This is a genomic window from Brevibacillus sedimenti, assembly GCF_020923495.1.
Taxonomy (GTDB): Bacteria; Bacillota; Bacilli; order Brevibacillales; family Brevibacillaceae; genus Brevibacillus; species Brevibacillus aydinogluensis.
The window spans coordinates 2,649,330-2,674,162 of sequence record NZ_CP064048.1 but is presented as its reverse complement, the minus strand read 5'-3'; the positions used below and the strand labels follow the sequence as shown (position 1 = coordinate 2,674,162).

At 57.8% G+C, this 24,833-nt stretch carries 25 protein-coding genes and 1 pseudogene; 6 read left to right on the top strand and 20 right to left on the bottom strand.

Annotation, left to right across the window (positions count from 1 at the left end; genetic code table 11):
• The first annotated feature begins 127 nt into the window (after positions 1-127).
• The gene (locus IRT44_RS13090) at positions 128-2,083 is read left to right on the top strand and encodes a beta-propeller domain-containing protein (RefSeq protein ID WP_230076794.1); all 1,956 of its coding nucleotides are present in this window, start codon (positions 128-130) and stop codon (positions 2,081-2,083) included.
• A gap of 36 nt (positions 2,084-2,119) precedes the next feature.
• Entirely contained in the window at positions 2,120-2,806 is a 687-nt protein-coding gene (locus tag IRT44_RS13085) for a tetratricopeptide repeat protein (protein ID WP_171566504.1), read from the top strand.
• A gap of 26 nt (positions 2,807-2,832) precedes the next feature.
• Here the strand turns inward: IRT44_RS13085 and IRT44_RS13080 are convergent, their stop codons facing one another.
• The 13 genes from IRT44_RS13080 to IRT44_RS13020 form a co-directional block, all read right to left on the bottom strand.
• On the bottom strand, positions 2,833-3,525 hold the full coding sequence (locus IRT44_RS13080; protein WP_230076793.1) for an MBL fold metallo-hydrolase: 693 nt from the start codon (positions 3,523-3,525) through the stop codon (positions 2,833-2,835).
• A gap of 88 nt (positions 3,526-3,613) precedes the next feature.
• Complete coding sequence (locus IRT44_RS13075; protein WP_409978419.1) at positions 3,614-4,417, bottom strand: ABC transporter ATP-binding protein; 804 nt, start codon at positions 4,415-4,417, stop codon at positions 3,614-3,616.
• A 181-nt stretch (positions 4,418-4,598) separates the two neighbouring features.
• Positions 4,599-5,135: a hypothetical protein gene (locus tag IRT44_RS13070; RefSeq protein WP_212132785.1), complete on the bottom strand. Its 537-nt coding sequence runs from the start codon at positions 5,133-5,135 to the stop codon at positions 4,599-4,601.
• An 18-nt stretch (positions 5,136-5,153) separates the two neighbouring features.
• Positions 5,154-6,437, bottom strand: a complete 1,284-nt coding sequence (locus tag IRT44_RS13065) for a transglutaminase-like domain-containing protein (protein ID WP_171566501.1) — start codon at positions 6,435-6,437, stop codon at positions 5,154-5,156.
• Positions 6,438-6,519: 82 nt separating this feature from the next.
• Complete coding sequence (locus IRT44_RS13060) at positions 6,520-7,920, bottom strand: DCC1-like thiol-disulfide oxidoreductase family protein (RefSeq protein ID WP_230076792.1); 1,401 nt, start codon at positions 7,918-7,920, stop codon at positions 6,520-6,522.
• A 21-nt stretch (positions 7,921-7,941) separates the two neighbouring features.
• Positions 7,942-8,628, bottom strand: a complete 687-nt coding sequence (locus tag IRT44_RS13055) for a DUF5819 family protein (RefSeq protein ID WP_171566499.1) — start codon at positions 8,626-8,628, stop codon at positions 7,942-7,944.
• A gap of 97 nt (positions 8,629-8,725) precedes the next feature.
• Positions 8,726-9,034 (bottom strand): hypothetical protein, encoded by a 309-nt coding sequence (locus IRT44_RS13050; RefSeq protein ID WP_171566498.1) that lies wholly within the window; start codon positions 9,032-9,034, stop codon positions 8,726-8,728.
• 314 nt (positions 9,035-9,348) lie between these two features.
• A complete protein-coding gene (locus IRT44_RS13045; RefSeq protein WP_171566497.1) occupies positions 9,349-10,878 on the bottom strand; it encodes an amino acid permease in 1,530 nt (509 codons plus the stop codon).
• 19 nt (positions 10,879-10,897) lie between these two features.
• The gene (locus tag IRT44_RS13040) at positions 10,898-11,035 is read right to left on the bottom strand and encodes a hypothetical protein (RefSeq protein WP_171566496.1); all 138 of its coding nucleotides are present in this window, start codon (positions 11,033-11,035) and stop codon (positions 10,898-10,900) included.
• 53 nt (positions 11,036-11,088) lie between these two features.
• Entirely contained in the window at positions 11,089-11,856 is a 768-nt protein-coding gene (locus IRT44_RS13035) for an SDR family NAD(P)-dependent oxidoreductase (protein WP_171566495.1), read from the bottom strand.
• A gap of 13 nt (positions 11,857-11,869) precedes the next feature.
• On the bottom strand, positions 11,870-13,255 hold the full coding sequence (locus tag IRT44_RS13030; RefSeq protein WP_230076791.1) for a glutamine synthetase family protein: 1,386 nt from the start codon (positions 13,253-13,255) through the stop codon (positions 11,870-11,872).
• 46 nt (positions 13,256-13,301) lie between these two features.
• Positions 13,302-14,759, bottom strand: coding sequence for an NAD-dependent succinate-semialdehyde dehydrogenase (locus IRT44_RS13025; protein WP_409978418.1), 1,458 nt, complete (start codon positions 14,757-14,759; stop codon positions 13,302-13,304).
• Between the two features lie 465 nt (positions 14,760-15,224).
• The gene (locus tag IRT44_RS13020) at positions 15,225-15,566 is read right to left on the bottom strand and encodes a carboxymuconolactone decarboxylase family protein (RefSeq protein ID WP_230076790.1); all 342 of its coding nucleotides are present in this window, start codon (positions 15,564-15,566) and stop codon (positions 15,225-15,227) included.
• Positions 15,567-16,007: 441 nt separating this feature from the next.
• Here IRT44_RS13020 and IRT44_RS13015 point away from each other — a divergent pair, with 441 nt between their 5' ends.
• The 3 genes and pseudogenes from IRT44_RS13015 (at position 16,008) to IRT44_RS13005 (ending at position 18,926) form a co-directional block, all read left to right on the top strand.
• Entirely contained in the window at positions 16,008-16,463 is a 456-nt protein-coding gene (locus IRT44_RS13015) for a hypothetical protein (RefSeq protein WP_230076789.1), read from the top strand.
• Positions 16,464-16,824: 361 nt separating this feature from the next.
• A pseudogene (gene hutH / locus IRT44_RS13010) lies at positions 16,825-18,329 on the top strand (histidine ammonia-lyase).
• A 180-nt stretch (positions 18,330-18,509) separates the two neighbouring features.
• The gene (locus tag IRT44_RS13005; protein ID WP_230076788.1) at positions 18,510-18,926 is read left to right on the top strand and encodes a thiol-disulfide oxidoreductase DCC family protein; all 417 of its coding nucleotides are present in this window, start codon (positions 18,510-18,512) and stop codon (positions 18,924-18,926) included.
• Between the two features lie 147 nt (positions 18,927-19,073).
• Here the strand turns inward: IRT44_RS13005 and IRT44_RS13000 are convergent, their stop codons facing one another.
• From IRT44_RS13000 to splB, 7 genes are all read right to left on the bottom strand, one after another.
• The gene (locus IRT44_RS13000) at positions 19,074-19,583 is read right to left on the bottom strand and encodes an acyl-CoA thioesterase (RefSeq protein ID WP_171566487.1); all 510 of its coding nucleotides are present in this window, start codon (positions 19,581-19,583) and stop codon (positions 19,074-19,076) included.
• Positions 19,584-19,746: 163 nt separating this feature from the next.
• Entirely contained in the window at positions 19,747-20,067 is a 321-nt protein-coding gene (locus IRT44_RS12995) for a hypothetical protein (RefSeq protein ID WP_171566486.1), read from the bottom strand.
• A gap of 100 nt (positions 20,068-20,167) precedes the next feature.
• Entirely contained in the window at positions 20,168-20,452 is a 285-nt protein-coding gene (locus IRT44_RS12990) for a 4a-hydroxytetrahydrobiopterin dehydratase (protein ID WP_230076787.1), read from the bottom strand.
• 74 nt (positions 20,453-20,526) lie between these two features.
• On the bottom strand, positions 20,527-21,276 hold the full coding sequence (locus IRT44_RS12985; RefSeq protein ID WP_171566484.1) for a class I SAM-dependent methyltransferase: 750 nt from the start codon (positions 21,274-21,276) through the stop codon (positions 20,527-20,529).
• A gap of 213 nt (positions 21,277-21,489) precedes the next feature.
• Positions 21,490-22,176 carry a deoxynucleoside kinase gene (locus IRT44_RS12980; RefSeq protein ID WP_171566483.1) on the bottom strand — a complete coding sequence of 229 codons (687 nt, stop codon included), beginning with the start codon at positions 22,174-22,176 and terminating at the stop codon, positions 21,490-21,492.
• Between the two features lie 45 nt (positions 22,177-22,221).
• Positions 22,222-22,857 carry a deoxynucleoside kinase gene (locus IRT44_RS12975; protein WP_230076786.1) on the bottom strand — a complete coding sequence of 212 codons (636 nt, stop codon included), beginning with the start codon at positions 22,855-22,857 and terminating at the stop codon, positions 22,222-22,224.
• A gap of 174 nt (positions 22,858-23,031) precedes the next feature.
• The gene (gene splB, locus IRT44_RS12970; RefSeq protein ID WP_230076785.1) at positions 23,032-24,105 is read right to left on the bottom strand and encodes a spore photoproduct lyase; all 1,074 of its coding nucleotides are present in this window, start codon (positions 24,103-24,105) and stop codon (positions 23,032-23,034) included.
• A gap of 217 nt (positions 24,106-24,322) precedes the next feature.
• On the opposite strand from splB, the gene IRT44_RS12965 reads away from it, so the two are divergent.
• Positions 24,323-24,829, top strand: a complete 507-nt coding sequence (locus IRT44_RS12965; protein ID WP_171566480.1) for a sigma-70 family RNA polymerase sigma factor — start codon at positions 24,323-24,325, stop codon at positions 24,827-24,829.
• Positions 24,830-24,833: the final 4 nt, after the last annotated feature.

Genomic DNA, 24,833 nt, shown 5'->3' with positions numbered 1-24,833 from the left:
GACTCCTGCCGCTGACAGGACTCCTGCGCAAAAACCCGGCATGTATGCCGGGTTTTTTGCCGTTTTGGACGTGCTGAAACAATTTTTGTCGCTCTCCCGTCTTATGAGTATCGAAAGGGGGATGTGCATGAAAAAACCCGTCACGTGGTTCTTGGCCTGCGTTCTCCTGTATGCGGCCATGCCTGCTTTCGTCGCCCCGAGCGGGAACAGCATCCAACAGGCAGCCGCTGCAGGCGCACATGAGCTGCCTGTCATCGGCACGTACGAGCATCTGAAACAGCTGCTGAAAACCAATTGGGAGCATTTCTCCTTTGCAGAAGCGCAGAAATCGGCGGCCGCTGCCCCTCCAGCTGCGGGCCGCGCCGACAGAATCGCTGCCTATTCCGCAACCAACGTCCAGGTGCAGGGCGTCGACGAAGCGGACGTGGTCAAGACGGACGGCACCTATCTGTATCAGGCGACACCAGATGACGTGCGGATCATCCGGGCCTCTCCCGCAAACGACATGAAACTGATGAGCCGTCTAACCTACCAGGACGGTCAGTTTCGTCCGCTCGAACTCTACGTGGACGAGAAGCGGCTGATCGTGATCGGCCACTCGAACGCTCCCGCGCTGAGCGGCAATTCCCGCCTTGCCGCCTACGTGCGGGCGACAGTGCAGGCGCTGGTGTATGACATCAAAGACAAGCAGAACCCGAAATTGACGCGGCGGTTGGAGCTGGACGGCGAGTACCTCTCCTCGCGCAAAATCGGGTCCAGTCTCTACCTGATCGCCAACAAGCAAATCAATCCCCACCTCATCCTGGAACAAAATGAAGAAGCGCCGGGACCTGTCTACCGCGACAGCGCTCGCGGTGATGACTATCAAACCATTCCCTATCAGGAGATCCGCTATTTCCCGGAGGCGATCCAACCGGCATACCTGCTGGCAGCAGGCATCAATCTGGACGATCCCCGTCAACCCCTGTCGGTGCACGCCTATCTGGGTGCGGGGGAAAACATCTACGCCTCTCCCAGCAATCTTTACGTCGCCGTCACCGCACAATCGGCTCCTGCCGAGGGCGTCAAAGCGTTCAAACGGGCACTCCTGCCCCAACCGCTGCCGCCCGACAACACAAGTACGGCCGTGTACCGGTTTGCGCTGAAAAACGGAACGCTCTCCCTTGACGGCAAAGGTATGGTTCCCGGCCGCATCCTCAACCAGTTCTCCATGGACGAACACGGCACATACCTGCGGATCGCCACCACCAGCGGCGATGTCTGGCGCACAGACGAAGGCATCTCGAAAAACAACCTGTACGTGCTGGACGAACGGTTGAACATCACAGGCAAGCTGGAAGGGATTGCACCGGGGGAACGCATCTACTCCGTCCGCTTCATGGGTGAACGGGCGTACATGGTTACGTTTAAAAAAGTGGACCCGCTGTTTGTCATCGACCTGAAGCAGCCCAATGCGCCCACTGTTTTGGGCGCGCTGAAAATCCCCGGCTACAGCGACTACCTGCATCCCTACGACGAGCACCACATCATCGGCTTCGGCAAGGATGCCATCGCTGACAAGGAATGGGCCTACTACCAGGGGATGAAAGTGGCGCTTTTCGACGTCACGGATGTGAACAACCCGAAGGAAGCGTTCAAGACGGTGATCGGCGATCGCGGCACGGACTCGGACCTCTTGTCCAACCACAAGGCGCTGCTCTTCTCTTTGGAGAAGCACCTGCTCGCCTTTCCGGTTACGGTGCGTGAGCTGACGGACGCACAGAAGACAGCCGGCGACTTCCGCGGGTACGGGCAGTTTGTTTTCCAGGGGGCGTACGTCTACCGGCTTGATCTGCAGCACGGTTTTACGCTGCGCGGCCGGATCACGCACCTGAGCGCGGCCGATTACAAGCAGGCCGGCGTCGACTGGTACGAGAGCGAGAAAAACGTACAGCGCATCCTCTTGATTGGCGATACGCTGTACACTGTTTCCCGCGCTGCTGTCGAGGCCCACGACCTGTCCACGATGCAGAAGCTGGGCAGCCTCTCTCTTTTCCAATTGCCACAAATATCTGTCACGTCTGCAAGATCTGTGCTAAGATGATTAGCAGATGCAGCAGTGAGAAAGGGTGTCAACCGCTTGGAATATTTAGACCTGAACGTCACATCGACACTGTCCGGCGTAGCGGCCGTGCTGCTCGTGGCTTTCTTCAGGCTACACTGGCCGTTTCGCTTTCAATACATTGGCAATCTGTACAAACGCCATCCGGAAAAGCGGATGCGCTGGCTGGACGCCTCCTACCGGCGGAACCGCTCCCGTTCCGTGGCGATGCTGGACAAATCAACGCACGAGATCATGGCCGGCAACTACGAACTGGCGGAAAGATACATTGTGCAGGGACTGAACATCTGCAAGGAACAGCCGTCCCTGTTTAACCAGGCGTTGATTCACTATCTGTTTTTCAATCTGGCCTACGTCTACTTCAGCCTCGGGCGTTACAGCGAAGCCCTGGAGATCGCCTTTCGCGTCTATCAGCGCGATCACGGCATGACCGACTCGCTCGGCGTGATCGCCTGCTCCCACGCCCGGCTGGGGGAAATCGACAGCGCGCTGGAAGCCTTTCGTCTGATCGACGGCAGACGTTCGTCGCGCGACTGGAAGTTGTTTTGTCTGGCCGAAATCGAAGCGGCCAAAGGCAACTACGAGCGGGCCATCACCCACGTGCACCAGTTGATGACCCATGCCGGTGTCGCGCTCTGTCTGAACCGGGCCGAGCTGGAAAAGCGGGTGCAAGAATGGACAAAAGCCTCTACCCATGCCGGGTGAGGCTTTTTTTCGCTTGCTGGCGCTTTTTACGGCTGGCGGGCCAAGGCGATCAGTTCCTGCAGAAACGGAGCGATGTCGCCCGAAAGAACGGTGCCATGACCGGTGGCGAGCTGCTCAATCGGCCAGCTGAGCAGCATTTCCAGGCCTTCCGCCATGCCGGCCGCCTTCTCCGGCTCCTGCTCTTTCCAGCGAAGGAGAAACTGCCGCCACGATTCCCGCAGGTCCTCCCCGTAATCGACCACTCGCTGCATCGGCTTGGCAAAAAAGCTGAGGTGATCGCCGATAAAACAAACTTTGGTTTCGGGGTCAAAAAAAGCGACGGAACCTGCGGTATGAAACGGAAGTTGGCGAAATTGCAGCAGCGGCAGGTCCCCGCCGGTACCGGTAAATGTATGTCCGAACAAGGTTTGGGAAAAATCGTCCAGCTCGTAATAGTCATCCAGGTGAATCCAATTGTGACGGGAGGGGAACAGGTCGGCGTTTCCGATGTGGTCAGCGTGTCGGTGCGTGAAGTACACGTAACCGATTTGCTCCGGTTTGACTCCAATCTCCGCAAGCGCCTGCTGAAAATAGGAGCGGTGCTTGCGCAGATGGGAGTCAATCAGCACAAACGCGTTGTTTTTGGCGATCACATAGCTGTTGATGTAGCTTTTCCACGCTTCTTCATAGGTGAGAATGGCCCAGGTGGAATCGGCTATCAACGCGGTTACATTGGTCAAGCCTCCATCTCTCCTCTCCTTCCAAAATGTCATTGATTCTACCTAGTATTATACACGAATGCGGAGAGGCATGCCGTCGAAAAAGCGGCTAACAAGCGGACGACGTCTCTGCCAGACTGACCCAGGTCCTCCCCTGTGCCTGCCGAATCGCGATCGGCACACCGAAGAAGCGGCTCAGTTCGGCTTCTGTCAAGACGTCAGCCGTTCGCCCCGCCCGGTCCACCTCGCCGTTTTTCAGCAGCAGGGCATGCGTGAAGCACGGCAGGATTTCTTCGATGTGATGGGTGACGTACAAGAGCGTGGGACCGTCCGGCTGACGAGCGATCTGGCTGATCATGTCCAGCAGCTGTTCCCGGGCCAGCAGGTCGAGACCGGTACACGGCTCATCCAATATCAAAAGGCGCGGCGATGCCATCAGCGCCCGGGCGATCAGCACCTTTTGCCGTTCTCCCTGGGAGAGCGTCCGGTAGGGGCTGTGGATGAGCGATGCACACCCAAACATCTCCAGCAGTTCCGCTGCCTTTTGCAGATCACCCTCCTTAGGCGCCGTGTACAACCCGATGCTCGCCTCCCTGCCGCTGAGGACGACCCGCAGTGCCGTCTCGCGTTCGTGCAGTCGGGCCATCAGTGCTGAGCTGACCCAGCCGATTGATTTTCGCACCTCACGGAGGTCCACCGTGCCGTAGCGCTGGCCCAATACAGAGACCTGCCCCGCCGTCGGCCACTCGTAGCCGCAGATGATGTTCAGCAGGCTGGTCTTGCCGGAGCCGTTCTGCCCCACCAGACACCAGTGCTCTCCTTGTTTTACCTGCCAATTGATCCCGCGCAGGATATACCTCTCCTCTCGCTGCCAGGAAACATCCCGCAGTTCGATGGCCAGCTGTTCGTTCATCTCTCTCCACTCCTTTACGCGAAACATTTTGATTATTATGAGTATACAAGGATACGAGCGGAATCGCACGAATTTCTTTTTCCATCAAGTGCAGAGGAACATCTGCCAACCAGTAAAGACAAAACAGCCCTCCCGGCAATGAAGACTGCGGGATGGCTGTTTTTGGCGGCTGCCGGTTTCTTTAGGCCAATCCGTTATGTTCCAGGCAGGTCTGCTCCGTTCCCTGCGGCGCTTCCTTGATAAACCGCTCGTAAGGCAGATAAACCGCCAAAAAAAGCGTAAAGACATAGAGCAGCATCTCCACCACTTCCAGCAAACTGGTGACGAATCCGGTGCCGTTTACAAGCTCGGCCGAGTAATACAGCCAGGGAACCAGCCAGGTGGTCACACATGCAGCCGTCCCCACCTTAAACGGCGCCTGCTTCACCTTTTTTCCCGACAGGTGAACGATGAGACTGAACGTAACGAAATGGCACATCACGTTGAGCAGGGTCATCACCAATTGACCGGTTTGCTCGGGCGGCAGCGAGGCGGCCTGCCACAGCGTCACCAAAAGCGGCTTTACGGCGGGCTCGATCGCTTGAAACGCCAGCACGCACAAGGTAAACAGCAGGGAACTGAGGACAATCCCCAATAGCGAATACTGAGCCCATTTGCCCCAGGCCATCTTCCCTTCGCGGTTCCACCGCTGCTTGATCAAACTGTACGACATTTTCACAACGACGCCCTCCCTGGGTCAGTAAAGTTGAAAGCTTGACAGCAGACTTAACGTCATCAGGACAGCAAACAGATACGTCACCCAATACGCTTCCCGCCGCAGGATCAGCGTCAGCAGCAACAGGGTAAAGAAGGCGGTGCTGAGGGTATTGAGCCGCTCCAGCCGCATCTGAAACAGCGACAGTCCGTGGTACAAAAACAGAAAGAGGAAAAACAGCACAAACGAGATGCGCTTGATCCACAGGGACGCGGCGGAACCAAACGCGGTCTCATGCACCCGCCAGGTCCCCATGTAATCCGACACCTTGTCGGGTTCGGGTTTTCCGGAAAACCGGACATATGCCGGCTGCAGGTAGGGCGCGTTTCCCTGCTGGGATCGGTAGCCCCAGGCCAGCATTTCTCCCCCGACCATGAACGACTGGTACCCCTCAGGCACGGGGGGCTGAGTGTCATCCGGGTAGGCGGGGATCAGCGGCAGACTGCTGTCGAAGCTGAAGATGATCCGCTTGCCTTCCAGATTGCCGAAATAACTGCGGCCTGAGCTTCTCGTCCCGTAGCGGGTGACGAAGGCGAGCTGTTTCACCGGATTTTTCATCACGGCGGCTACGCTGGCATCAACCGGAATCCAGCCTACCCCGTCGACGAAAAACTCGTTCCACGCATGCGGCTGGAATGTACCAGTCGCCCATGCGCCGATCACCGTCCGGCAGGGAATGTCCAACGACCGGCAATAGGCTGCGAACAAAAACGCAAACTCGCCGCAGTCTCCTTTTTTGTGGCAGCGCATCGCCAGCGCGCCCCGTTCCTGCGGCGGCCAGTGATAGCGATAATGAGCGACAATGTGGTCAAATAATCTGCGCGCCTGTTCGATCGGCTCGCGAGCATCTCCGACGATGCGCAGCGCCTCTTCGCGAATCTCATCGGTCACCGGTACGAGCGGGGTGGAGCGCAGGTAAAACTGCCGCTCCTCATCGGTCAGTACCGCCGCCCCGTCCGTTTCGCGCACCGTCTGGTCCCCCGACGCTTTAACAGGGACAAGCCGCGTCTCGTACGCGTCAAAGGAAAACGAAAGCACGACCCGCTGCCCCGCGCCAATTTCATAGTAGGCGAGCGGGTTGCCGGTCGGCAGCAGAGCCGTTTCCTGCGGAGGCGTCTGCGACAGGATGCGAATGTTGCGCTGTGACATACTGGGTGCGGGCAGGGCCAGCCACAAATCCACCTGCGAACGCTGCCGATTGTCGTACGTGTAGTCGATCCGATATGTTTTTGTCTTCTTGTACACGAGCTGGTACCGCTGTTCCATCATAGCCCTCCTTTTGTTCTTGCTGCGCTCCTGCCGTATGCGAACGAGGCCGTATCACGCCTTGACTTACGCGTCCTTCTGGTTACGCGTCCTGTTTGGCCGGGCGCGCTTGCGGCAAATAGCAGGCGTCATCGCAGCCGCCGGCAGGCAGGATCGTCCGCCGGGAAGCGACGAAATCATACGCCTTCTGGCCGATGCCGAGCAGGTTGGCCAGGCACAGGAGCGGACTGATCGGCCACATAGGCACCAGCCGCTTGCTGATCTGGATGAAGGCGTGGATGCCGTCACGCATGACCGTGTCGTTCACCCGCCTGCTGTGCATCCGCTGTTCCGCCTTTTGCGGGTCCAGGCCGTACATGTCGCAGACGCCAGGTTCCCGGAACGAGACAAAGCGCAGCAGTCCGAACCAGTCGAGCTTCTTCAGCGTCCGGACCGAGGCTTGACACATCGGGCACCAGCCGTCGTAAAACACGATCACCCGCTGAGCCCGTACCGGCTCCATGCGCCCGAGCCTACGGGTGCGGGTCAGAAGCGCCAGACGGACGCGGCGCCACAGCCGGGCCAGGCCATTATGCATGCGCAGGTACTCCCGGTCGGTAATCAGCAAAAAGTCGATCATGCACATAATCGCCGAGAAGGTGATCAGCCCCATGACGACGGCGATGCCGGTGTGAAAGGCAATCACGCCGCCGACGACCAGGTACTTCGTGATGCGGTTGAACAACAGGAACGGAAACGCCAGCTTGACGATGATTGCAGCGTATGTCGACAGCACGATGAGGACGTCGTTATGAAGGATCAGGTCTCGGAAAAACGGGTGGCTGTACTCGTCCACCTGCAGGATATAGTACACCGCCGTTCCGTTGTGCCAGACCTCCCCCATCACCTGGTACAGGCCGGAGGCGAGGTACATGATGCACAGGTTGATGATGCAGAACAGCACGGCGAAGTTGTGCAGCACCGCCTTGATTTTGTACCACATGGTGTGTTCCACCAGCGGACGACGGCGCCAGTATTCTTTTGCATCTGCGGAAAAGTAGGCGGTCGTGTTGGCAAACAGCAGATAGAACAGCACCAGCCGCAGGATGTTGTCGCCGCCGTCTGAAATGAGCACGTTGCGGTCCATCAGCGAGATGGTGAAGATAAAGTTCAGCACCGAGATGATGCGCCCTTTCCAGCCGATCAGGTAGAGGATGGTGACGACAATTCCCAGGTGATAGATCAGGTCAAAATAGGCCAGCGAAGGACTGAACATGTACAGCGAGTACGAATGGTCTTTCATGGAAGCGGCCACGTAGGTCTCGTGGTCAATCAACCCCGCGTCCGACCAGAGCAGGTAGCGCTGCGCGTAATGGATCAGGTACATGTACAGAATGATCAGGCCAAATCCGATTCGCGCCAGCGACGCCCCGATCAAAAACTCTTCGCGGTACAGCCAATCCAACCAGTGACGCTTGGTGTTGGCGCGCAAGGCGTTACCCATGTACGGACTCCCCCTTCTCTATCAGATTGAAGACACCACAGGTTCATATCGTTTCCAGTCAAACTCCACGTACTGACTTTCGACCTCATAGTTGGGATTGTGGCGTTCCGAAAACGGCTTGCTGGAGCGGATGAGGACACGCAGGCGAATCGAATCCACGTCCTGGCCGGCAAAGTACTTGGGTACATTGGAAAAGCCGTAGCGGTACAACAGGTGCACCCCTTGTTTTCGATATTCATCCAGAAGCTCCAGATCCTCTTTGGGGAGCTTCAGATCTTCCTTGTTTCGCTTTTGTTTCTTTTCTTCAAACATGTTGATCACGTCATCCTGATGAAACGCCTGCGTGAACGCGCCCCCGCCGAAACGCATGATGCGGTTGATGGGCGAAAAGCGATCTTCCCAGTTGGCGGTGATCAGCGGGGTGGTGATGTCGACCCAGTCGCTTTCCACCAGGCTGCCGTTGGCGTCCTTTACTTTTGCCTGTATGTAAATCGTTCTGTTATGGCTCACCGGATTGGGAGCAAACAAGTGCCAGTTTTGCGAAAAAAGCGGATGGGTATAGCTGTCGACGATGTGCCGCCATTTGTTTGTCAGCGGGTTAAACGGTATCACGTGCAGCAGGACCATGCTGAAATGCCACAGCATCAGGGCAACCAGCAATACGGGAAAACACACAAGCAGTCGCTTTTGCCATTTGCCGAGTTCCACGCGAATTGACCACCTTTCCAGACAGGTTGGAGAAGGGAAAAGAGAGGGAGAGTCCTAGACACGGACGCTCCCCTCTTTTTTGTCAGTCAAACCGGGTTTAGTTGTCAAACACAACTTCCAGGTTTTGGTTGGCGTGCAGAGGCACAGTGGACCATCTTTGTTGATACTTTTTGTGCGCCCATGCAGCAGCTTTCTCGCCGACGTATTTCCCGACACCTGCAGCTACGCCGGTCAGGGCGGCTACGCCGATGGCAGGAAGTACTTGCGGCTGGACGGAACCGACCTTTTCAACCGACGCGAAGTTGGCAGAGGTTTGAACGTTGGTGGAAGCCGCGCCGACCGATGCGGACAGCATGCCGCCGGACACGAGGGTAAGAGCAAGGGCGACCGTGACGACCTTTTTCACGAACAATAACCTCCTCATTATTGATGAACAGATAAAATCGATGTGTGTTCCCTTCATTCATCAATCCGCCCTAAGCCGGGTGGGCTGGCCAGCCTTTTTTCAAGGAAGTACATGAAAAGACACCCTTATCCTTAATTGGCGAATTTTTGAAGATGCGGGAACAATTTCATTATAGACCACTTGTCCAAACAACGTAAATTTCTAATTTTCGCATTTTACTAAAAATAGTTCTATTCTCTCATAATTGCATCTGAATGTATGACTGTCAGCACAGAAACAGCCCCTCCAAGATTGGAAGGGCTGGTCGTTTCCGCTCATTTTTCAAACCGTGACTCCTGTCGCTTAATCTCCTCCTCCGACGTGTCGAGCGCTGCCTGCGGCCCCGGGAAGTGACGGCGATAGTAGGCCAGATCCATGACCAGCAGGAGCAGGAACATGCCGATCAAGGCGAAACCTGCGTTTTGATTGGGCGGAATTACCATTACGATGCTGATAAAGACGATCCAGATGAGACTGATCACGTTAATCGGCTTGCTCCATGTACCGAGATTCCACGGGCCGTAATGCTCGGGCCGGAACAGACCTTTTGCCTCCGCCCGCAGTTTCAGGTAGAGCGGGATGCCGTAGGCAACGTACAAACCGACGACGCTCACCGCGGTCAGAAAAGCGAGCGTGGTGTAGCTGGTATCCGGATTGATCCGTTTCAAAATGTAGTCGAAAAGTGCCAGGGCAAAGGACAGGATAACCACCAGCCAGATCGCCTTGGCCGGCGTGCGGTACCGGACGGAGATTTGTGCCCAATGGCGGCTCCACGGAATACCCTTGTCGCGGGAAAACGCGTACAGCATCCGGGAAAACGAGGTGACAGACGAGAGGCCGCAAAACCACATCGCAAACGTCACCAGCCAGAGCACCGCCGTCCCGAACGTCCCGCCCAGCGCTTCGCTGATGACGTAGATAAAGGCGTTCTCCGCCCCGCTCGCGGCGGCCGCGTCCTTGATGGAGAGAGTCACAAAGGCCAGCATCACAAATCCGAAGATGAATGAAAAGGCTACGGAACTGAAAATGCCCCAGGCGGCGCGAACCCGCGGGTTGATCGTTTCCTCGATCGTGTGGGCGGATGCGTCGTAGCCGGTAAATGTCCACTGCGCCTGCAGCAGACCGATCAGGAACGCCAGGGCGTACGGTTTGTCAGAGAACGTCTGCCCCACCTGGAACAGATAGTCCAACGGCTGCAGTTCGTGCCGGGAGAAGAAGGCCAGGCTGCCTACCAGAATGACGACGACGCCGATGTGGTACCAGGCGGAAAAGTCGTTCAGCCTGGCCACTAGGCGAATCCCGATGTGATTGAACACGCCGTGCAGCAGCAGGGTGATCCCAAACAGCACCAATGTCGTCGTCTCCGTGGACGTATACCCGAACGTGCCGGCCAAAAGCGGATCGGCAAACAGGGCGAACGAGTAGTCAATCCCGGCGACGATCCCGATCTGGCCGATCAGGTTGATCCAGGCGGTGTACCATCCCCAGCGCTTGTTGGCGAGGATGGCTGCCCAGTGGTACAGCGCCCCCGCAGTCGGGATGGCGGAGGCCAGTTCGGCCATGGAAGCGGCGATCAGCAGGACGAACAGGGCGACGATCGTCCAGCCGAAGCCCATCATGCCCGGCCCGCCGTAGGTAAGGCCGTGGCCGTAGAGCGACACCGCTCCGGTGAGAATCGAGATGATGGAAAACGAAATCGCGAAATTGGAGAATCCCCCCATGTCACGCAGCAGTTCCTGGGCATATCCGAACCTGTTCAGGTCCTTCTTGTCCTCCAGAATCTGTTGCTGTTTGTCTCGTTGCATCCGCGACTCCTCCTTTCGCTCAGGTGTTCCGGTTGGAACCGATAAAACTCTCGTGCCGGCTTTCGTCAAACCGGCGAACGCTTTCATTGGCGCGGTAGCCGATCGCGACTGCCACACCGATTGTCAGCAGTAACAGGACCAGGCCCAGCAGCAGCATCCCGCTTCCCTCCCCCTGTCGTTATGAAGAACGTCCCGGACCAGCCGGGCTGCTTAAAAGTAGTTGCAGGTGATGCCGCCGTCCACGTTCAGAATCGCCCCGTTGGTCCAGTCGGACTCGTCGGAGGCGAGATAGACGGCACAGTGAACGATGTCTTCCGGTTTGCCGAAACGGCCGGACGGCTGCCGGCTCAGACGGATGCGCCGGGCCTCTTCGTCGTTTACCAGCCATTCGGTCAACAGCGGCGTTTCGATCGGACCGGGACAGATGGCGTTGGCACGGACTCCTTTGGGACGGAATTGGATGGCCAGTGAGCGCGTCAGCGAAACGACCGCCCCTTTGGAAGCGGTGTAGGCATCCTGCGGGACGCTGCAGCCCATGAAGGCCACAAATGAGGCAATGTTGATAATCGAGCCTTTGCCCTGCCGGATCATCGCCGGAATCACGTGCTTGCACATCAGAAACGTGCCGCGCACGTTGACGGCCATCACGCGGTCCCACACCTCGACGGGCGTATCCAGGACGGAGTGATCCTCCGCAGGCATGATCCCCGCATTGTTGTACAGAACGTCAATCCTGCCATACCGCTCCAGGGTGGCGTTTACAGCCGCCTTGACACTCTCCTCGTCAGCCACATCGCAGACGAACAGCGACGCGTCGCCGCCCGCCGCCTGTACCCGTTCCACCGTCGTTCTGCCAGCCGATTCGCTGATTTCAAAGACGGCCACCTTGGCTCCTTCAGCCGCAAACATGGCTGCTGCCGTTTGTCCCATGCCGCTGCCTGCTCCGGTGATGACGCACACTTTGTCCTGCAAACGCATATTTGCCTCCTCCTCATCCCTGTTCGAAATAACGGGCCCGCTCCCACGCCGTCACCACGGTGTTGAACGCCTGCTGTTCCACCCGGGCCATGTTGTAGTAGTGCTCGGCAACCGTTTCGCCAAATACGCGGCGAACCGCTTCGCTCTCCCGCCACAAATTCATCGCCTCGTAAAGCGAGTACGGCACCCGCGGAACGCCCTCGGCCAAGTAGGCGTTGCCCCGCCACTCCCCTGGCAGCGGCAGCCTTTCCTCCACGCCGAGCAGACCTGATCCGATCATCGCTGCGTACGCCAGATACGGGTTGATGTCCGCGCCCGGAATCCGCGACTCGATCCGCAGGCTGCTGCCCTCACCCACGATGCGGAAACCGGCGGTACGGTTGTCGCGGCTCCACACTGCGTGCACTGGTGCCCAGCTATCCGGGGCATAACGCTTGTATGCGTTGACTGTCGACGCATAGAAAAGCGAAAACTCCCGTACGTGGGCCATCACTCCGGCGAGGAAATGCTGCATCAGCGCCGACATGCCGTACGGCTGGCTCTGGTCATCAAAAAACAGATTGGACCTGCCGTCTGCATCCCACAAGCTGAGGTGCAGGTGGCCGCTGGAGCCGGTCCACTGGTGGTGGGGTTTGGCCATAAACGTAACGGCGCAGTCTTCCAGGATGCAGATTTCCTTTGCCCCGTGCTTGAACAGCACGTGCCAGTCGGCCGACTGCAGCGCATCCGCATAGTGGATGTTAATCTCGTGCTGGCCGACATACGCTTCTCCCTTGGACGATTCGACGGGAATGCCCGCTGCCAGCATCAGATTCCGAATTTTCCGTAAAATGTGTTCATTTCTCGTTCCCTGCAGCAGATTGTAGTCCTCGTTGTAATGGCCGGCCGGCTGCAGCTCCTCGTACCCGCCGCGATGAATCTCTTCGTACGTCTGCCGGAACAGGTAAAACTCCAGTTCGCTCGCCATGAACGGCCTGAATCCCAGCTTTGCCGCTTTTTCCAGCTGCTGTTTCAGCACACTGCGCGGCGCGATGGGAATCAACTGGCCGGTCTGTTCGTCCACTGCGTCGGCCAGGACGAGTGCCGTCTTCTCCTGCCAGGGCACGATTCTAAGCGTGCTCCAGTCAGGCATCGCCAGCCAATCGCCATACCCGCTCTCCCAGTTCATCAGCGCGTAGCCGGGCGGCGTATTCATCTCCATATCGGTCCCCAACAGGTAGGTGCAAAAGTGCGTCCCTTTGCGCAGACCGCTGCGCAGGCAGTAATCGGCCGTCAACCGCTTTCCCATCAGACGTCCCTGCATGTCGACGATGGCGATCATCAAATTGTCAATCTCGCCTCTGCGCATGGCGTGCTCCAATTCTTCCACGCTCAGCAGTCCTCTTGCTGATTCCGTCATCGATACCCACTCCTCTCTATGGCATCGTCAGGTTGACCTTCCCCTCTCAATCAGGCAGTGTCAAAGCAACGTATTTGACGTCCATGAATTCGGCCAAGCCGTGATGCCCGCCTTCGCGCCCAACGCCGCTTTCCTTGATCCCGCCGAACGGCGCCTGCGGAACGCTGAGCGACGTGCCATTTACCGCCACCATGCCAAACTCCAGCGCTTCACTCATCCGCCAGGAGCGGCCCAAATCGCGCGTGAAGACGTACGCTGCCAACCCGTACGGGGTCTCGTTGGCCCAGCGGAGCACCTCTTCCTCTGATGCAAAACGGACAATGGGGGCAATCGGGCCGAAAATTTCCTCGCGGGTGACGGCCATGGCACGGGTGACGCCGTCCAGCACGGTGGGTGCAAAGAAATGGCCGCGAGCATACGCCCCCGCCGTCAGCCGGTAACCGCCCGTCAGGACGCGCGCGCCTTTTTCACGGGCGTCCGCCACCAACTGCTCTGCCCGGTGAACAGCGTTCTCGTCGATCAGCGGCCCCACCTGCACGCACGGTTCCGTCCCCGCCCCCACCCGCAAATGGCGCACCCGGGCGACGATCCGCTCGGTCAGCGCGTCTGCGATCTCCTGGTGGGCGTAAATGACGTTGATCCCGTTGCACATCTGTCCGGCATTTTCAAACTTGTTGGCGACGATGGCTTCGGCTGCCCGCTCCAGATCGGCATCGGGAAAGACGATCACCGGGGCGTTTCCGCCCAGTTCCAGCGAAAGCCGCTTGACCTGGTCGGCCGCCCTGCGCATCAACTGCTTGCCCACTTCCGTAGAGCCGGTAAACGAAATTTTGCGTACACGGGAGTCAGACAGCCACGTGCCGCCAATCGCATCGGCCGCGCCCGTCACCAGGTTGGCCGCTCCGGCGGGCAGCCCCGTCTCCATCAGACGATCGAACAGCGCTACGGCAATCAACGGCGTCTGCCGTGCCGGCTTCAGCACTGCGGTGCATCCCGCCGCGAGCGCCGGAGCCATTTTGCGCGCCACCATCGCGGCCGGGTAGTTCCACGGCGTGATCAGCGCGGCTACACCTACGGGCTGGCGCAGCACCATGATGCGCTGCTGGTGTCTGGAGGCGGGAATCACCTCACCGTATGCGCGTTTTCCCTCTTCGGCGTACCAGCGGATAAACGCAGCGGCACCTTCGAGCTCGTCACGCGCTTCATCCAGCGGCTTGCCCTGTTCCGCTGTCAACAGTTCCGCCAGCACGTCCCGGTCCCGGACGATCCGCTCGGCCCACTCCATGAGGTAACCGGCGCGCGTTTGGGCTGGAAGCTGAGCCCATTGCGGAAAGGCCTGTGCCGCCGCATCGACGGCCAGCCGCGCTTCTCGTTCGCCTCCCAGCGGCACCCTGCCGACCATCTCTCCCGTCGCGGGATTCGTCACGTCCAGCGCAGTCGGCAGGCAGTGTTTCTCCCCGTTGATCCAGCAGTGATTCCACTGATCCTGCAATCCGTTCGTCACTGCCATTCCTCCTCTCGGCACGACATTTCTACAGCTTGTGCAGCGATTAGTACATTGTACGTGCCATTTGACCGGCTATACCTGAGAAGTGAGCCAAGCAGACAATCCCATATTTTTACATAAAAGCAGAGCAGCCCCTGTCGGGCTGCTCCGCACAAACTGAAGACAACGTGCTTTTTTATCGTGGAGGTTGCATGGAGGTTGGCAAGGCCTGCACACCGATCAACCGAAGGTGGAGAAAAAGGACATGGCATGGAGTGATGGACCAAGCGAGCTCCTTTGACGACCTGCCCAGCGGAAAAACGAAAGACGCGGGGAAGACAGGGGGTACAGGTCTCACTTCCTCGAAATACCCAGATGTTTGCCCCCTGCCCGCGTCGCGTTTTGAAGCGGACGCTATCTACTTTCTTTGCTGGTCGTCAAGAGAGCGAGCGGTCCCGATCACCCATGCGCCACGTACTTTGTCTACACGCTGAGCTTTTTTTCTTCCATGACCTCATGGATCAATATGACGCCGTGCGACAGCGTCGTCCCCCCACCGAACGCCCCTGCCACTGCCACAGTCTCGGTAATTTCTCGTTCGCTCGCGCCTTCCGACAGCGCCGCTTCCAGGTGATAGACAATGCAGTGCTCATTTCCGGCGAACAGCGAGATGCCGAGTGCCATCAGGTGCTTCTCCTTTGACGACAGCTCGCCAGGGGAAAAACACTCGCTGGTAAACCGGTTATAAGCGTTCAGCGCTTCGGGCATCATTCGTCCAAACGCCTGCAATCCTTCCCGATACTGCTCTGACAAGTAGTGCTCCATTTCCAGTCTCCTTTGATGATTCGTTGATTCGTTTGGCAGATAGGTTTCCCCAAACGAACCGCTTCATGCAGGAGCGCGTCACGCAAAAACGCCGCTCACTGGGAACGGCGTCGCTGCGTATTATTTGTTTAGGAGCGGCACCGGCCACCGCAGCCGCAGCCGCAACTGGAACTGGAGCGGTAGGACGACGAGTCGCATCCGCACGAACTGCAACCCGTGCTCTCATACATGCAGCGTTCGTAGTAGTGGCGCATTCTCCGTTTGTGGTGCGAGTACAGTTCGTAGTACTTGCCGTATTTTCGGCGATGATGACGGTACTGCTCGCATCTTTGCTTGTAGTGATGCATCCGCTCCTGGTGGTAATAGTATTTTTCCCAATCGCGGTCGCTGCCCCTCCTTCTGTCATGCCTGCGCCATTCGGAACTGGGCGGGTGCGGCATATTGGGGCTGACGTTCGGCGGCCTGAAGGGCAAGTTGGGCCGAACACACGGTGGTCTCCTCGGTATGTTGGGCGATGGCATATTGGGTGACGGCATGTTCGGCGACGGCATATTTGGCGACGGCATGTTCGGCGACGGCATATTTGGCGACGGCATGTTCGGTGACGGCATGTTCGGCGACGGCATATTTGGCGACGGCATGTTCGGCGACGGCATATTTGGCGACGGCATGTTCGGTGACGGCATGTTCGGCGACGGCATGTTCGGTGACGGCATGTTCGGTGACGGCATGTTTGGCGACGGCATGTTCGGCGACGGCATGTTCGGCGACGGCATGTTCGGTGACGGCATATGTGGCAGCGGCTTTTCCTTCGGCTTCCGTTTGGGCATTGGCATCGCCGGAGGCATCGGCGGAATCTTGCGTCGTTTCTCCACAGTCACACATCCTTTCTGGTAAAATCGCACAGTACATGGTATGACATTCACCCTCTCCGAGAAACGACACCTGCCTACTTATGCCGATATAGCTGAGCCCGTTTTTTGCCTTTGCCGAGCAAACGCCGTGACGGGATTCCCCCTTGACTGCTTGTCTCGATCAGGTAGAATTAAAAAAGATGAAATCATCTAAATATTCGAGAGGACAGAAAGTAGGGAAACGCATGCCAGGCGGGCGTCTCGCACGTTTTGCCAACTGCATAGATACCCTGAAAGAGGGGATAGGATCAAACATCCTATCCCCTCTTCCTTTTTGTTCTCTGCTTTGCTAACGCAGAAAAAACCATGTGCATGACACACTAATTGGTAAAAGGAGGACAAACATGAGCAATCAACAAACCGTCATTTTTCTGGATGGCAATCATTTGTCGATTGATCAGGTGACAGCCATTGCCCGCTGCGGGGCAAAAATCCAACTCACCCCGAAGCGGCAGAACAGGTCCGCCGCTCCCGCTCCCTGGTGGACCGCATGGTGCGGGAACGTCGCGTGGTGTACGGCATTACCACCGGTTTTGGCAAATTTTCCGACGTCGTCATTCCCGACGCGGACATTCACCAACTGCAGGAAAACCTGATTGTCAGCCACGCCTGCGCCATGGGGGAGCCCTATCCGGCAGAGGTGGTCCGGGCGATCATGGCCCTGCGCATCAACGCGCTGGCCAAAGGGTATTCCGGCATAAGAGAAGAAACGCTGCAATTGTTGGTCGAGATGTGCAATCGTGGCGTCCACCCCATCATCCCCCAACAGGGATCACTCGGCGCCAGCGGTGACCTCGCCCCGCTCGCCCACATGGTTCTGGTGATGTTGGGCAAGGGAGAAGCGGAATATCAGGGCAAGCGCCTGTCCGGCGCTGAGGCACTGCAAGCCGCCGGCCTGGAGCCGATCCGCCTGGAGGCCAAGGAAGGATTGGCACTGATCAACGGCACGCAGGCGATGACAGCCTTGCTCGCCATCGCCCTGCATGACGCCCGCATCCTGATGGAGAGCGCCGAGGTGATCGCCGCGATGACCGTGGAGGCGCTGCGCGGCATCCCGAAAGCGTTTGATCCGCAGCTCCATCTCACCCGCCCGCATCCGGGGCAGCAGGAGTCAGCGCGCCGGCTGCTGGCTCACCTGCACGGCAGCGAACGAACAACCGCTCCGGGCGAACTGCGCGTCCAGGACGCGTACAGCCTTCGCTGCATTCCCCAGGTCCACGGAGCGACGCGCGACGCACTGGAATACGTCTGGACGGCCGTCACACGGGAATGCAACAGCGTTACCGACAATCCCATCCTCTTCTCCGACACCGGAGAGGTGATCTCGGGCGGCAACTTCCACGGTCAGCCCATGGCGCTGGCAGCCGATTTTCTCGCCATTGCGATCGCCGAGTTGGCCAACATTTCCGAACGGCGAACAGAACGGCTGGTCAATCCGCAGCTCAGCGGCCTGCCCGGTTTTTTGACGGAACACGGCGGACTGCACTCCGGGTTCATGATCACCCAATACGCTGCGGCGTCGATCGTCTCGGAGAACAAGGTCTTGTGCCATCCCGCTTCAGTCGACTCGATCCCCTCCTCAGCCAACCAGGAGGATCACGTCAGCATGGGCACGACAGCTGCGCGCAAACTGCGCACCGTTGTCGCCAATACGGCCAAGGTGCTGGCGATCGAATACCTGGCGGCTGCCCAGGCAATCGAGTTTGGCAGCGGCCGATTGGGAGAGGGCACACAGCGGGCCTATGAGCTCATCCGTCGCGAAATTCCGCGCCTGACGGAAGACCGGGAGATGCACGTCGACATGGCCAAAGCAGAAGAGCTGATCCGAAGCGGTGTGCTGGTCTGGTAAGGTTTTATGAAACCGCCTCCATCGTTTCCAGACAATGGAGAAGCAGCCGCAGATCTGGTATGCTGAAAGGGGGAGGAAACTGCGGCGGCTCGCAACCAGATGATGCCGTCTGCGGTTGGCCTGACATGTTCATGCCCCCTCCTCTTTCGCACCGATTTTACGTGACAGGAGGCGCTTACGATGAACAAGCCGCCCCGCTCGGAAGTCATCCTGCTGTTTGACGGCGTCTGCAACCTCTGCCACGGCGCTGTCCGGTTTATCATCCCGCGCGATCCAGCCGGACAGATCCGCTTTGCTTCGCTTCAGTCGGAGACAGCCCGCCATCTGCTCGCCGGACACAGCTTTCTCGCAGACGAGCTGCGCACCGTCGTGCTGATCGAAGGAGACCGGCTGTACACCCGCTCTGACGCAATCCTTCGCGTCGGCCGCAAGCTGAACGGGTGGTGGCCTCTGCTCTCCTCGCTGGGACTAATGATTCCCCGTCCTGTACGGGACTGTGTGTACAACTGGGTTGCCCGCAACCGCTATCGCTGGTTTGGACGACAGGAACAATGCCTGCTGCCCACACCGGAGATCCGAAAGCGTTTTGTGGAGTGAGGAGGTCATGAGACAGGCGAGGTCTTTCCCCGCCCCTCCGACGCGATCCTGTTGACACAAATGAGAACAGCATCCACAGATGACACAACAAAACCCCGCCGGATGTGATGAACATCCGCGGGGTTTTTTCTGCTGTGACAATGCGGGTCAAATGTTTTTCTTGATGTTTAACTGGCCGACGAACGCTTCCGTGCTGCGCTTTCGTTCCTTGCGCATCTGCTTCCGCTCTTCGGCGGTCTCAAACAGGTACTTTTCCTCTTCTGTTTCCGGAATGACCGGCGGAACCGGTGTCGGCTTGCCGTCTTCGTCGAGAGCGACGAAGGTCAGGAACGAGGTAGCAGTCAGGGCACGCTCCCCGGTCATCAAGTTCTCGGATATGATTTTCACAAACACTTCCATCGACGTCGTACCCGTCGAGGAGACGATCGCCTCCAGGCAGATGGATTGGCCCATCTTGACAGGGGTCAAAAAGTCGATGGAGTCGATGGATGCGGTGACGACCGGCCGACGGCAGTGGCGCATGGCGGCAATGGCTGCCACTTCGTCGATATAGGACATCATTTTCCCGCCAAACATCGTATTGTGATAGTTGGTATCGGACGGCAGTACCAGAGAAGCCTGGATGGTTCGGGACTCTTTTGTCGTCTTAGCTTTCATCGCTGTTGCTCCTTTGCCAATCAACTCTAGTTGACGTTCTCATCATACCACAATGCACACAGGTTTCAAGCGCGTGACCATCGTGATCATCCGCCATTTCCTGCCTCCTGTCGCATGCAGCCAAACTGGCCGTTTATTGCAAGTGTACAGAACAGCCGGTTTCTTATCGTTTCAGGACGATCTCAGCTTCCGTGCCGAAAATGGAAAGACGCCCGTCGACAAAAGCGGCCAAATCCTCTTCATCTGCTGGAATCTCCATGAGGATGTCCACGACCTGGTCGCCGTCAATCGCAAACGACATCTGCAAATCCTTTTCCCCAAACTCGTTGTCCGACAGCCGCACGTCACTCAACTCACCGCGAAACTGCGTCACTTCCTCGTCTTCGCCGTCACTGTCCCACTGGGTAAACTGAATCTCGGCCGCCTGCCCGCGAAAGTCCTTTTCCAGAACCGCAATCAACTGAGCGTGCTGGTGAATATCCATGTGACTCCCTCCGTTTCATTATGTGCACAACCCCATTTTACCAGACCCAGCCGCCAAACAAAAATGCCGCCCGGATGAACAGGGCGGCGCAACTGCCGTTCTAGCTAACCTTGCTGATCGTCTGGGCGAGGGCAAAATCCTTACCCGTCAGTCCTTTCGCGTCCCGGGTCGTCAGCGTAAACGTGACCGCCCCGCCGGAGATGAGGATTTCCACATGCTGGCTGTCGTGTTCCAACTGCTCCGCCACGCGGTTGACAAAGCTGACGGCGGAAGCAAAATCGGCACAGTGGTACGTGCGGGCCAACGCCATCCGGTCTTCCACCAGCCTCCAGCCGGGCACTTTGTTCATGTACACTTTCACCTGTTCCAGTGTCAGTCTGGTCATCAGCACGCCCCCTTCGTTCAGTGAACGGAATTATCACCATCTTATTCACTGACACGTCCGGTTAGTCACGCTGATCAGCTCGTCGCCTGACACTTATGGGCGTAGAAAATCATGCGCGGTGACGTTTCCGCTGCGTACGGCCGGAATTCGTAATCGCCGTAAATTTCGATCCGTTCAAAACCGGCCCGGCGCAGCATGGCCGTCATCTCTTCCACGGAGAACAGGCGCACCTGCTCCAGATAGATGCGGGGCTCGGACTGCTCCGCATCGTTGACGACGATCCGCTTTTTGACAAACCCGTCTTCGATCCAGCGCTCTTCCTCAATGAACAAACCGGTGACCTCTTTCGTCGAGCGCGGCACGAGATGAGCCTTGACGTAGGCTGGATTGAGGTAATCAATGACGACTTCACCGCCCGGTTTCAATGCGGCGGCCATGTTGTGGACCACCTGTTCGTTTTCCGCGTCGGAGGTAAAGTAACCGAAGCTGGTAAACAGGTTGACGACGATGTCAAACTCTTCCCGAAACGGGATGTGGCGCATGTCGTAGCGGTAAAAACGCAGGTTGGGAAATGAGTTCTGCTCCTCTGCCAACTGCAGCAGGACAGACGACAAATCCACCCCGACCACGTCGTATCCCCGGCGGGCCAACGCTCGCGAGTGACGTCCGCTCCCGCAGCAGAGGTCCAGCACCCTGCCCGTGCGCTTGATCGGCAGCCGCTCCAGCAGATTGGCGATCTCCTCGTCTGCCGAAGCATCGTCGCGGTGTTGATACACCAGCACGTAATCTTCACGAAAGCTGCGTTCAAACCAATCTTCTGCCATTTCTGAGCTCCTTTGATTTCCAAGATGCCACTATTATACCACAGCCGGATTGGTCCAAAGCCAATTCGCTCACCTCGAAGTGCAGCGCAATGCGGAGAACCTCGCCCTTCGCGACAGGACAGGTCCTACGGACTGACAATCGCGCCGATCCGCTGTAAAAAAATCCCCCTGGATGCGGCATGACACACGCCGTCAGGGGGATCACTTCGCGGCCTAGCGGCGGAAAGACCGGCCCAGGCGGATTTTTTCCGCCACCCGGGACAGGACCACTTCCACCGAGGACTGGTCGGCCACCACGTCGTACTCGTTGATGTTGATCCTCAGGACAGGACAGGCGGAAAACGAGCAAATCCAGGCTTCGTACCGTTCGTACAAATCCCGCCAGTACTCGATCGGGGTGCGCTGTTCCATCGGCCGCCCCCGCTCCTTTACCCGGCTGAGAATCTCCTCAAAACTGCCCTCCAGATAAATCAACAGGTCGGGATGAGGAAAGTACGGGGTCATCACCATCGCTTCAAAAAGCTGGGAGTAGGTCTGGTAATCTTCCTCGGTCATGTGCCCCTGTTCGTACAGCATGCGGGCAAAGATGCCCGTGTCCTCGTAAATCGAACGGTCCTGAACGAACCCCCCGCCGTATTCAAACATGCGCTTCTGTTCCTTGAAGCGCTCCGCCAGAAAGAAAATCTGGAGGTGAAAGCCCCAGCGCGAGAGGTCCTCGTAAAAGCGGCCCAGATATGGATTGTTGTCCACCTTTTCCACGGAGACGCGGAAGCCCAACAGCTCCGCCAGCGCGCGCGTAAACGTGGACTTGCCCACCCCGACCGTTCCGCCAATGGTAATCACCGCGTTACTCGGTATGCCGTATTTTTCGCGAAGATGGCTGTTCCTGAATCCTGACATGACGTAACTCCTTCTCCTGTAGTTGCGGTTGGTCTGCGGAATCGCTCACGATTCCTGCAGCGCCCTGATCTGCGGCCCGATCTGACCGAGCACGTAGGCAAGATCCTCCGGCCTGTGCACAAAATCCAGATCGTCGCAGTGAAACTTGATCACCGGCGTATCGGGATGACGCTGTTCAAACGCTTTCATAAATTCGTCGTAATCGGCGATCAGGTTTTTCATGTACCCCACATCCATGTTGCGCTCCACGTCCCGGTCGCGCATCTTGATCCGCTTCATGACGGTGTCGATCGAAGCGGTCAGGTAGACGACCAGGTTGGCTTGCGGCAGGCCTTCGGTGAGAATGTCGTAAATCTTTAAATACTTTGGCAAATTTTCGCCGTCAAGGGTCCTATTGGCAAAGATCGTGTTCTTGAAAATGTTGTAATCGGACACGACGGACACGCCCTGCTGCAGGTACTGGGAGCGGATGTCCTGCAGCTGCTTGTAGCGGTTGCAAAGAAAAAACATCTCCAATTGGAAACTCCACTCCGCGATGTTTTCGTAAAATTTCCCCAGAAACGGATTCTCGTAGACGATCTCTTCCAACAGCTGCAACCCGAAAGCCTTGCTGATTTCCCGGGACAGCGATGTTTTGCCGATACCGATCGGCCCCTCGACGGTAAGCAAAATGGGTTTCATGACTATGTACAAATCCTTTCCCACGATATGAGAGCACTCCATATTGTAGCATGGACGGTCATGGTTTGTCGAAAAGATTCGATTCACTTGGGAAACATGGGCAGCATACTGCCTGAAGGCCGGCCGGGCGTGCTCCCAGGCCGGCCGTGCATGCTCGATCGATCTTCGGCGGCGTCAGGTAAAGTACTCGATTTTGGCCTGCGGAAACAGCCGGGCAATTTCCTGCTCCAGGTGGGTTTGCAGTTCCTTGGCCTGTTCGTCCGGATAGACGTATTTGCCTCTGCCGTACTTCCCCCACTTGTATTTGCGATCGGCTTCATTCATCTCCAGGCGGGTTTTGGGATATCGCTGCAAGATGAGCTTCTTGGCCACGGTGGTAAAGCGGTGCTGGATCAGCTCAAACGTCAGGTCCTCCAATGCCTCCGGTGCCAACTGCTGCCGCAGCCTCTCCAGCAGATCGGTGTAGCCCGCTTCCCATCCGTCAAAGCGGTACAGCGGCGCCAGAATGAAGCCGAGGGGGTAGCCGGCCCGGGCCACTTTTCCGGCCGCTTCCAGTCGCTGTTCAAAACTGGACGTGCCGGGTTCAAAGTTCTTGATCACGTAGTCCGCATTCATGCTGAAGCGAAAGCGGGTATGCTTGTTGTGTCGGGCGTCGAGCAGGGAGTCTACATGATGAAACTTGGTGACGAACCGCAGCCTCCCCAGCGGCTGATTGCCGAAAAACTCGATGGCCCGCTTCAGACTGCCGGTAATGTGCTCGATACCGACCGGATCTGACGTACAAGCGGCCTCAAACCGGGTAATCTGCGGAGCTCGCTCGCGGATGTACCGCTCGGCCTGGGCAAAGATTTCGTCCGTGTTGACGTAGACGCGGATGTACGGCTTGGTGCCGATGTTGGTGTTCAGGTAGCAGTAATGGCAGTGGCCAGCACAGCCGGTGGCAAGCGGCAGGGCGTACTCGGCAGACGGCTTGGACTGCTCGAACTTCAGTGTCCTCCGCACGCCCACCACCAAGGTCCGCTTGGCATTGCGGTACTGTTGCACCTCTGTCTCTCCCGGAATGCCGCGCACCTGATTGTGACTGGTCGTCATCCGGATAGGCAGGCCTTGTTGTTGATACCGCCGGTACAGTTCCCGGCCCAGCGGATAGTCCAGCGCGGCCGGTTCAAAGAAGACGAAATCGGGCTCAAACAGGTTGGCATCGCTGCCGGCCGTTGCTTTCGCCTTGTCCAACGTCATCGTTTCCATGGCTGGTTCCCTCCTCATGCTAGTATCTCCTGCCCGCCAACATCTCCACCGCGGAGAAACCTGGCTGGCACTTACTGCACGTTTGTGTGAAGCGGCGCAGCCACTGCTCGGCCTTTTCCCGCCCCTCCGCAACGGTTCAATCTGGACAGCGGATCAACCACGCGCAGGCAAAACCGTTTGCCGCTCCCGGGCGTCTAATAAGACGGGAGGGGTTGACGTGAACCTGGAACAGCTTGTCGCGGCCGCGCAGCGCGGAGACGACGACGCGTTTTACCAATTGATTCGCGCACACAAGGAAAAACTGTACAGGGTGGCTTACGCCTTTTTCCGCAACGAGACGGACGCCCTGGAAGCGCTGCAGGAAGTGACCTGTCGAGCCTACCTGAAGCTCTCCAAACTGAAAACTCCCGCCTACGTCTCCACCTGGCTGACACGGATCATGATTCACACCTGCATTGACGAGCAAAAGCGAAAGCGGCGCTGGCAGTTGGAGCCGACCGAGCGGGAGGCCGCCCATGTGGAGGACACCGACAGCCGGCTGCAGATCGACGAGGCTCTGTCCCGCCTGGCTCCGGTCCAGCGCCAGGTGATCATATTGAAGTACTTTGAAGATTTGACCATCCGGGAAATTGCCTCCCTGCTCGGTCACCCGGAAGGCACAATCAAGACGTGGCTGCACAAAGCGCTCGGCGCCCTGCGCGAAGATCTGGGAAAAGGATGGTGATCAC

What these genes read in the sequence shown, in the direction of transcription:
- IRT44_RS13090 (WP_230076794.1), top strand. Translation starts at nt 128, where the DNA reads ATGAAAAAACCCGTCACGTGGTTCTTGGCCTGCGTTCTCCTGTATGCG.
- IRT44_RS13075 (WP_409978419.1), bottom strand. Translation starts at nt 4,417, where the DNA reads ATGAACGAACAGCTGGCCATCGAACTGCGGGATGTTTCCTGGCAGCGA.
- IRT44_RS13065 (WP_171566501.1), bottom strand. Translation starts at nt 6,437, where the DNA reads ATGGAACAGCGGTACCAGCTCGTGTACAAGAAGACAAAAACATATCGG.
- IRT44_RS13060 (WP_230076792.1), bottom strand. Translation starts at nt 7,920, where the DNA reads ATGGGTAACGCCTTGCGCGCCAACACCAAGCGTCACTGGTTGGATTGG.
- IRT44_RS13045 (WP_171566497.1), bottom strand. Translation starts at nt 10,878, where the DNA reads ATGCAACGAGACAAACAGCAACAGATTCTGGAGGACAAGAAGGACCTG.
- IRT44_RS13040 (WP_171566496.1), bottom strand. Translation starts at nt 11,035, where the DNA reads ATGCTGCTGCTGGGCCTGGTCCTGTTACTGCTGACAATCGGTGTGGCA.
- IRT44_RS13035 (WP_171566495.1), bottom strand. Translation starts at nt 11,856, where the DNA reads ATGCGTTTGCAGGACAAAGTGTGCGTCATCACCGGAGCAGGCAGCGGC.
- IRT44_RS13030 (WP_230076791.1), bottom strand. Translation starts at nt 13,255, where the DNA reads ATGACGGAATCAGCAAGAGGACTGCTGAGCGTGGAAGAATTGGAGCAC.
- IRT44_RS13020 (WP_230076790.1), bottom strand. Translation starts at nt 15,566, where the DNA reads ATGGAGCACTACTTGTCAGAGCAGTATCGGGAAGGATTGCAGGCGTTT.
- IRT44_RS13005 (WP_230076788.1), top strand. Translation starts at nt 18,510, where the DNA reads ATGAACAAGCCGCCCCGCTCGGAAGTCATCCTGCTGTTTGACGGCGTC.
- IRT44_RS13000 (WP_171566487.1), bottom strand. Translation starts at nt 19,583, where the DNA reads ATGAAAGCTAAGACGACAAAAGAGTCCCGAACCATCCAGGCTTCTCTG.
- IRT44_RS12995 (WP_171566486.1), bottom strand. Translation starts at nt 20,067, where the DNA reads ATGGATATTCACCAGCACGCTCAGTTGATTGCGGTTCTGGAAAAGGAC.
- IRT44_RS12990 (WP_230076787.1), bottom strand. Translation starts at nt 20,452, where the DNA reads ATGACCAGACTGACACTGGAACAGGTGAAAGTGTACATGAACAAAGTG.
- IRT44_RS12985 (WP_171566484.1), bottom strand. Translation starts at nt 21,276, where the DNA reads ATGGCAGAAGATTGGTTTGAACGCAGCTTTCGTGAAGATTACGTGCTG.
- IRT44_RS12980 (WP_171566483.1), bottom strand. Translation starts at nt 22,176, where the DNA reads ATGTCAGGATTCAGGAACAGCCATCTTCGCGAAAAATACGGCATACCG.
- IRT44_RS12975 (WP_230076786.1), bottom strand. Translation starts at nt 22,857, where the DNA reads ATGAAACCCATTTTGCTTACCGTCGAGGGGCCGATCGGTATCGGCAAA.
- splB (WP_230076785.1), bottom strand. Translation starts at nt 24,105, where the DNA reads ATGGAAACGATGACGTTGGACAAGGCGAAAGCAACGGCCGGCAGCGAT.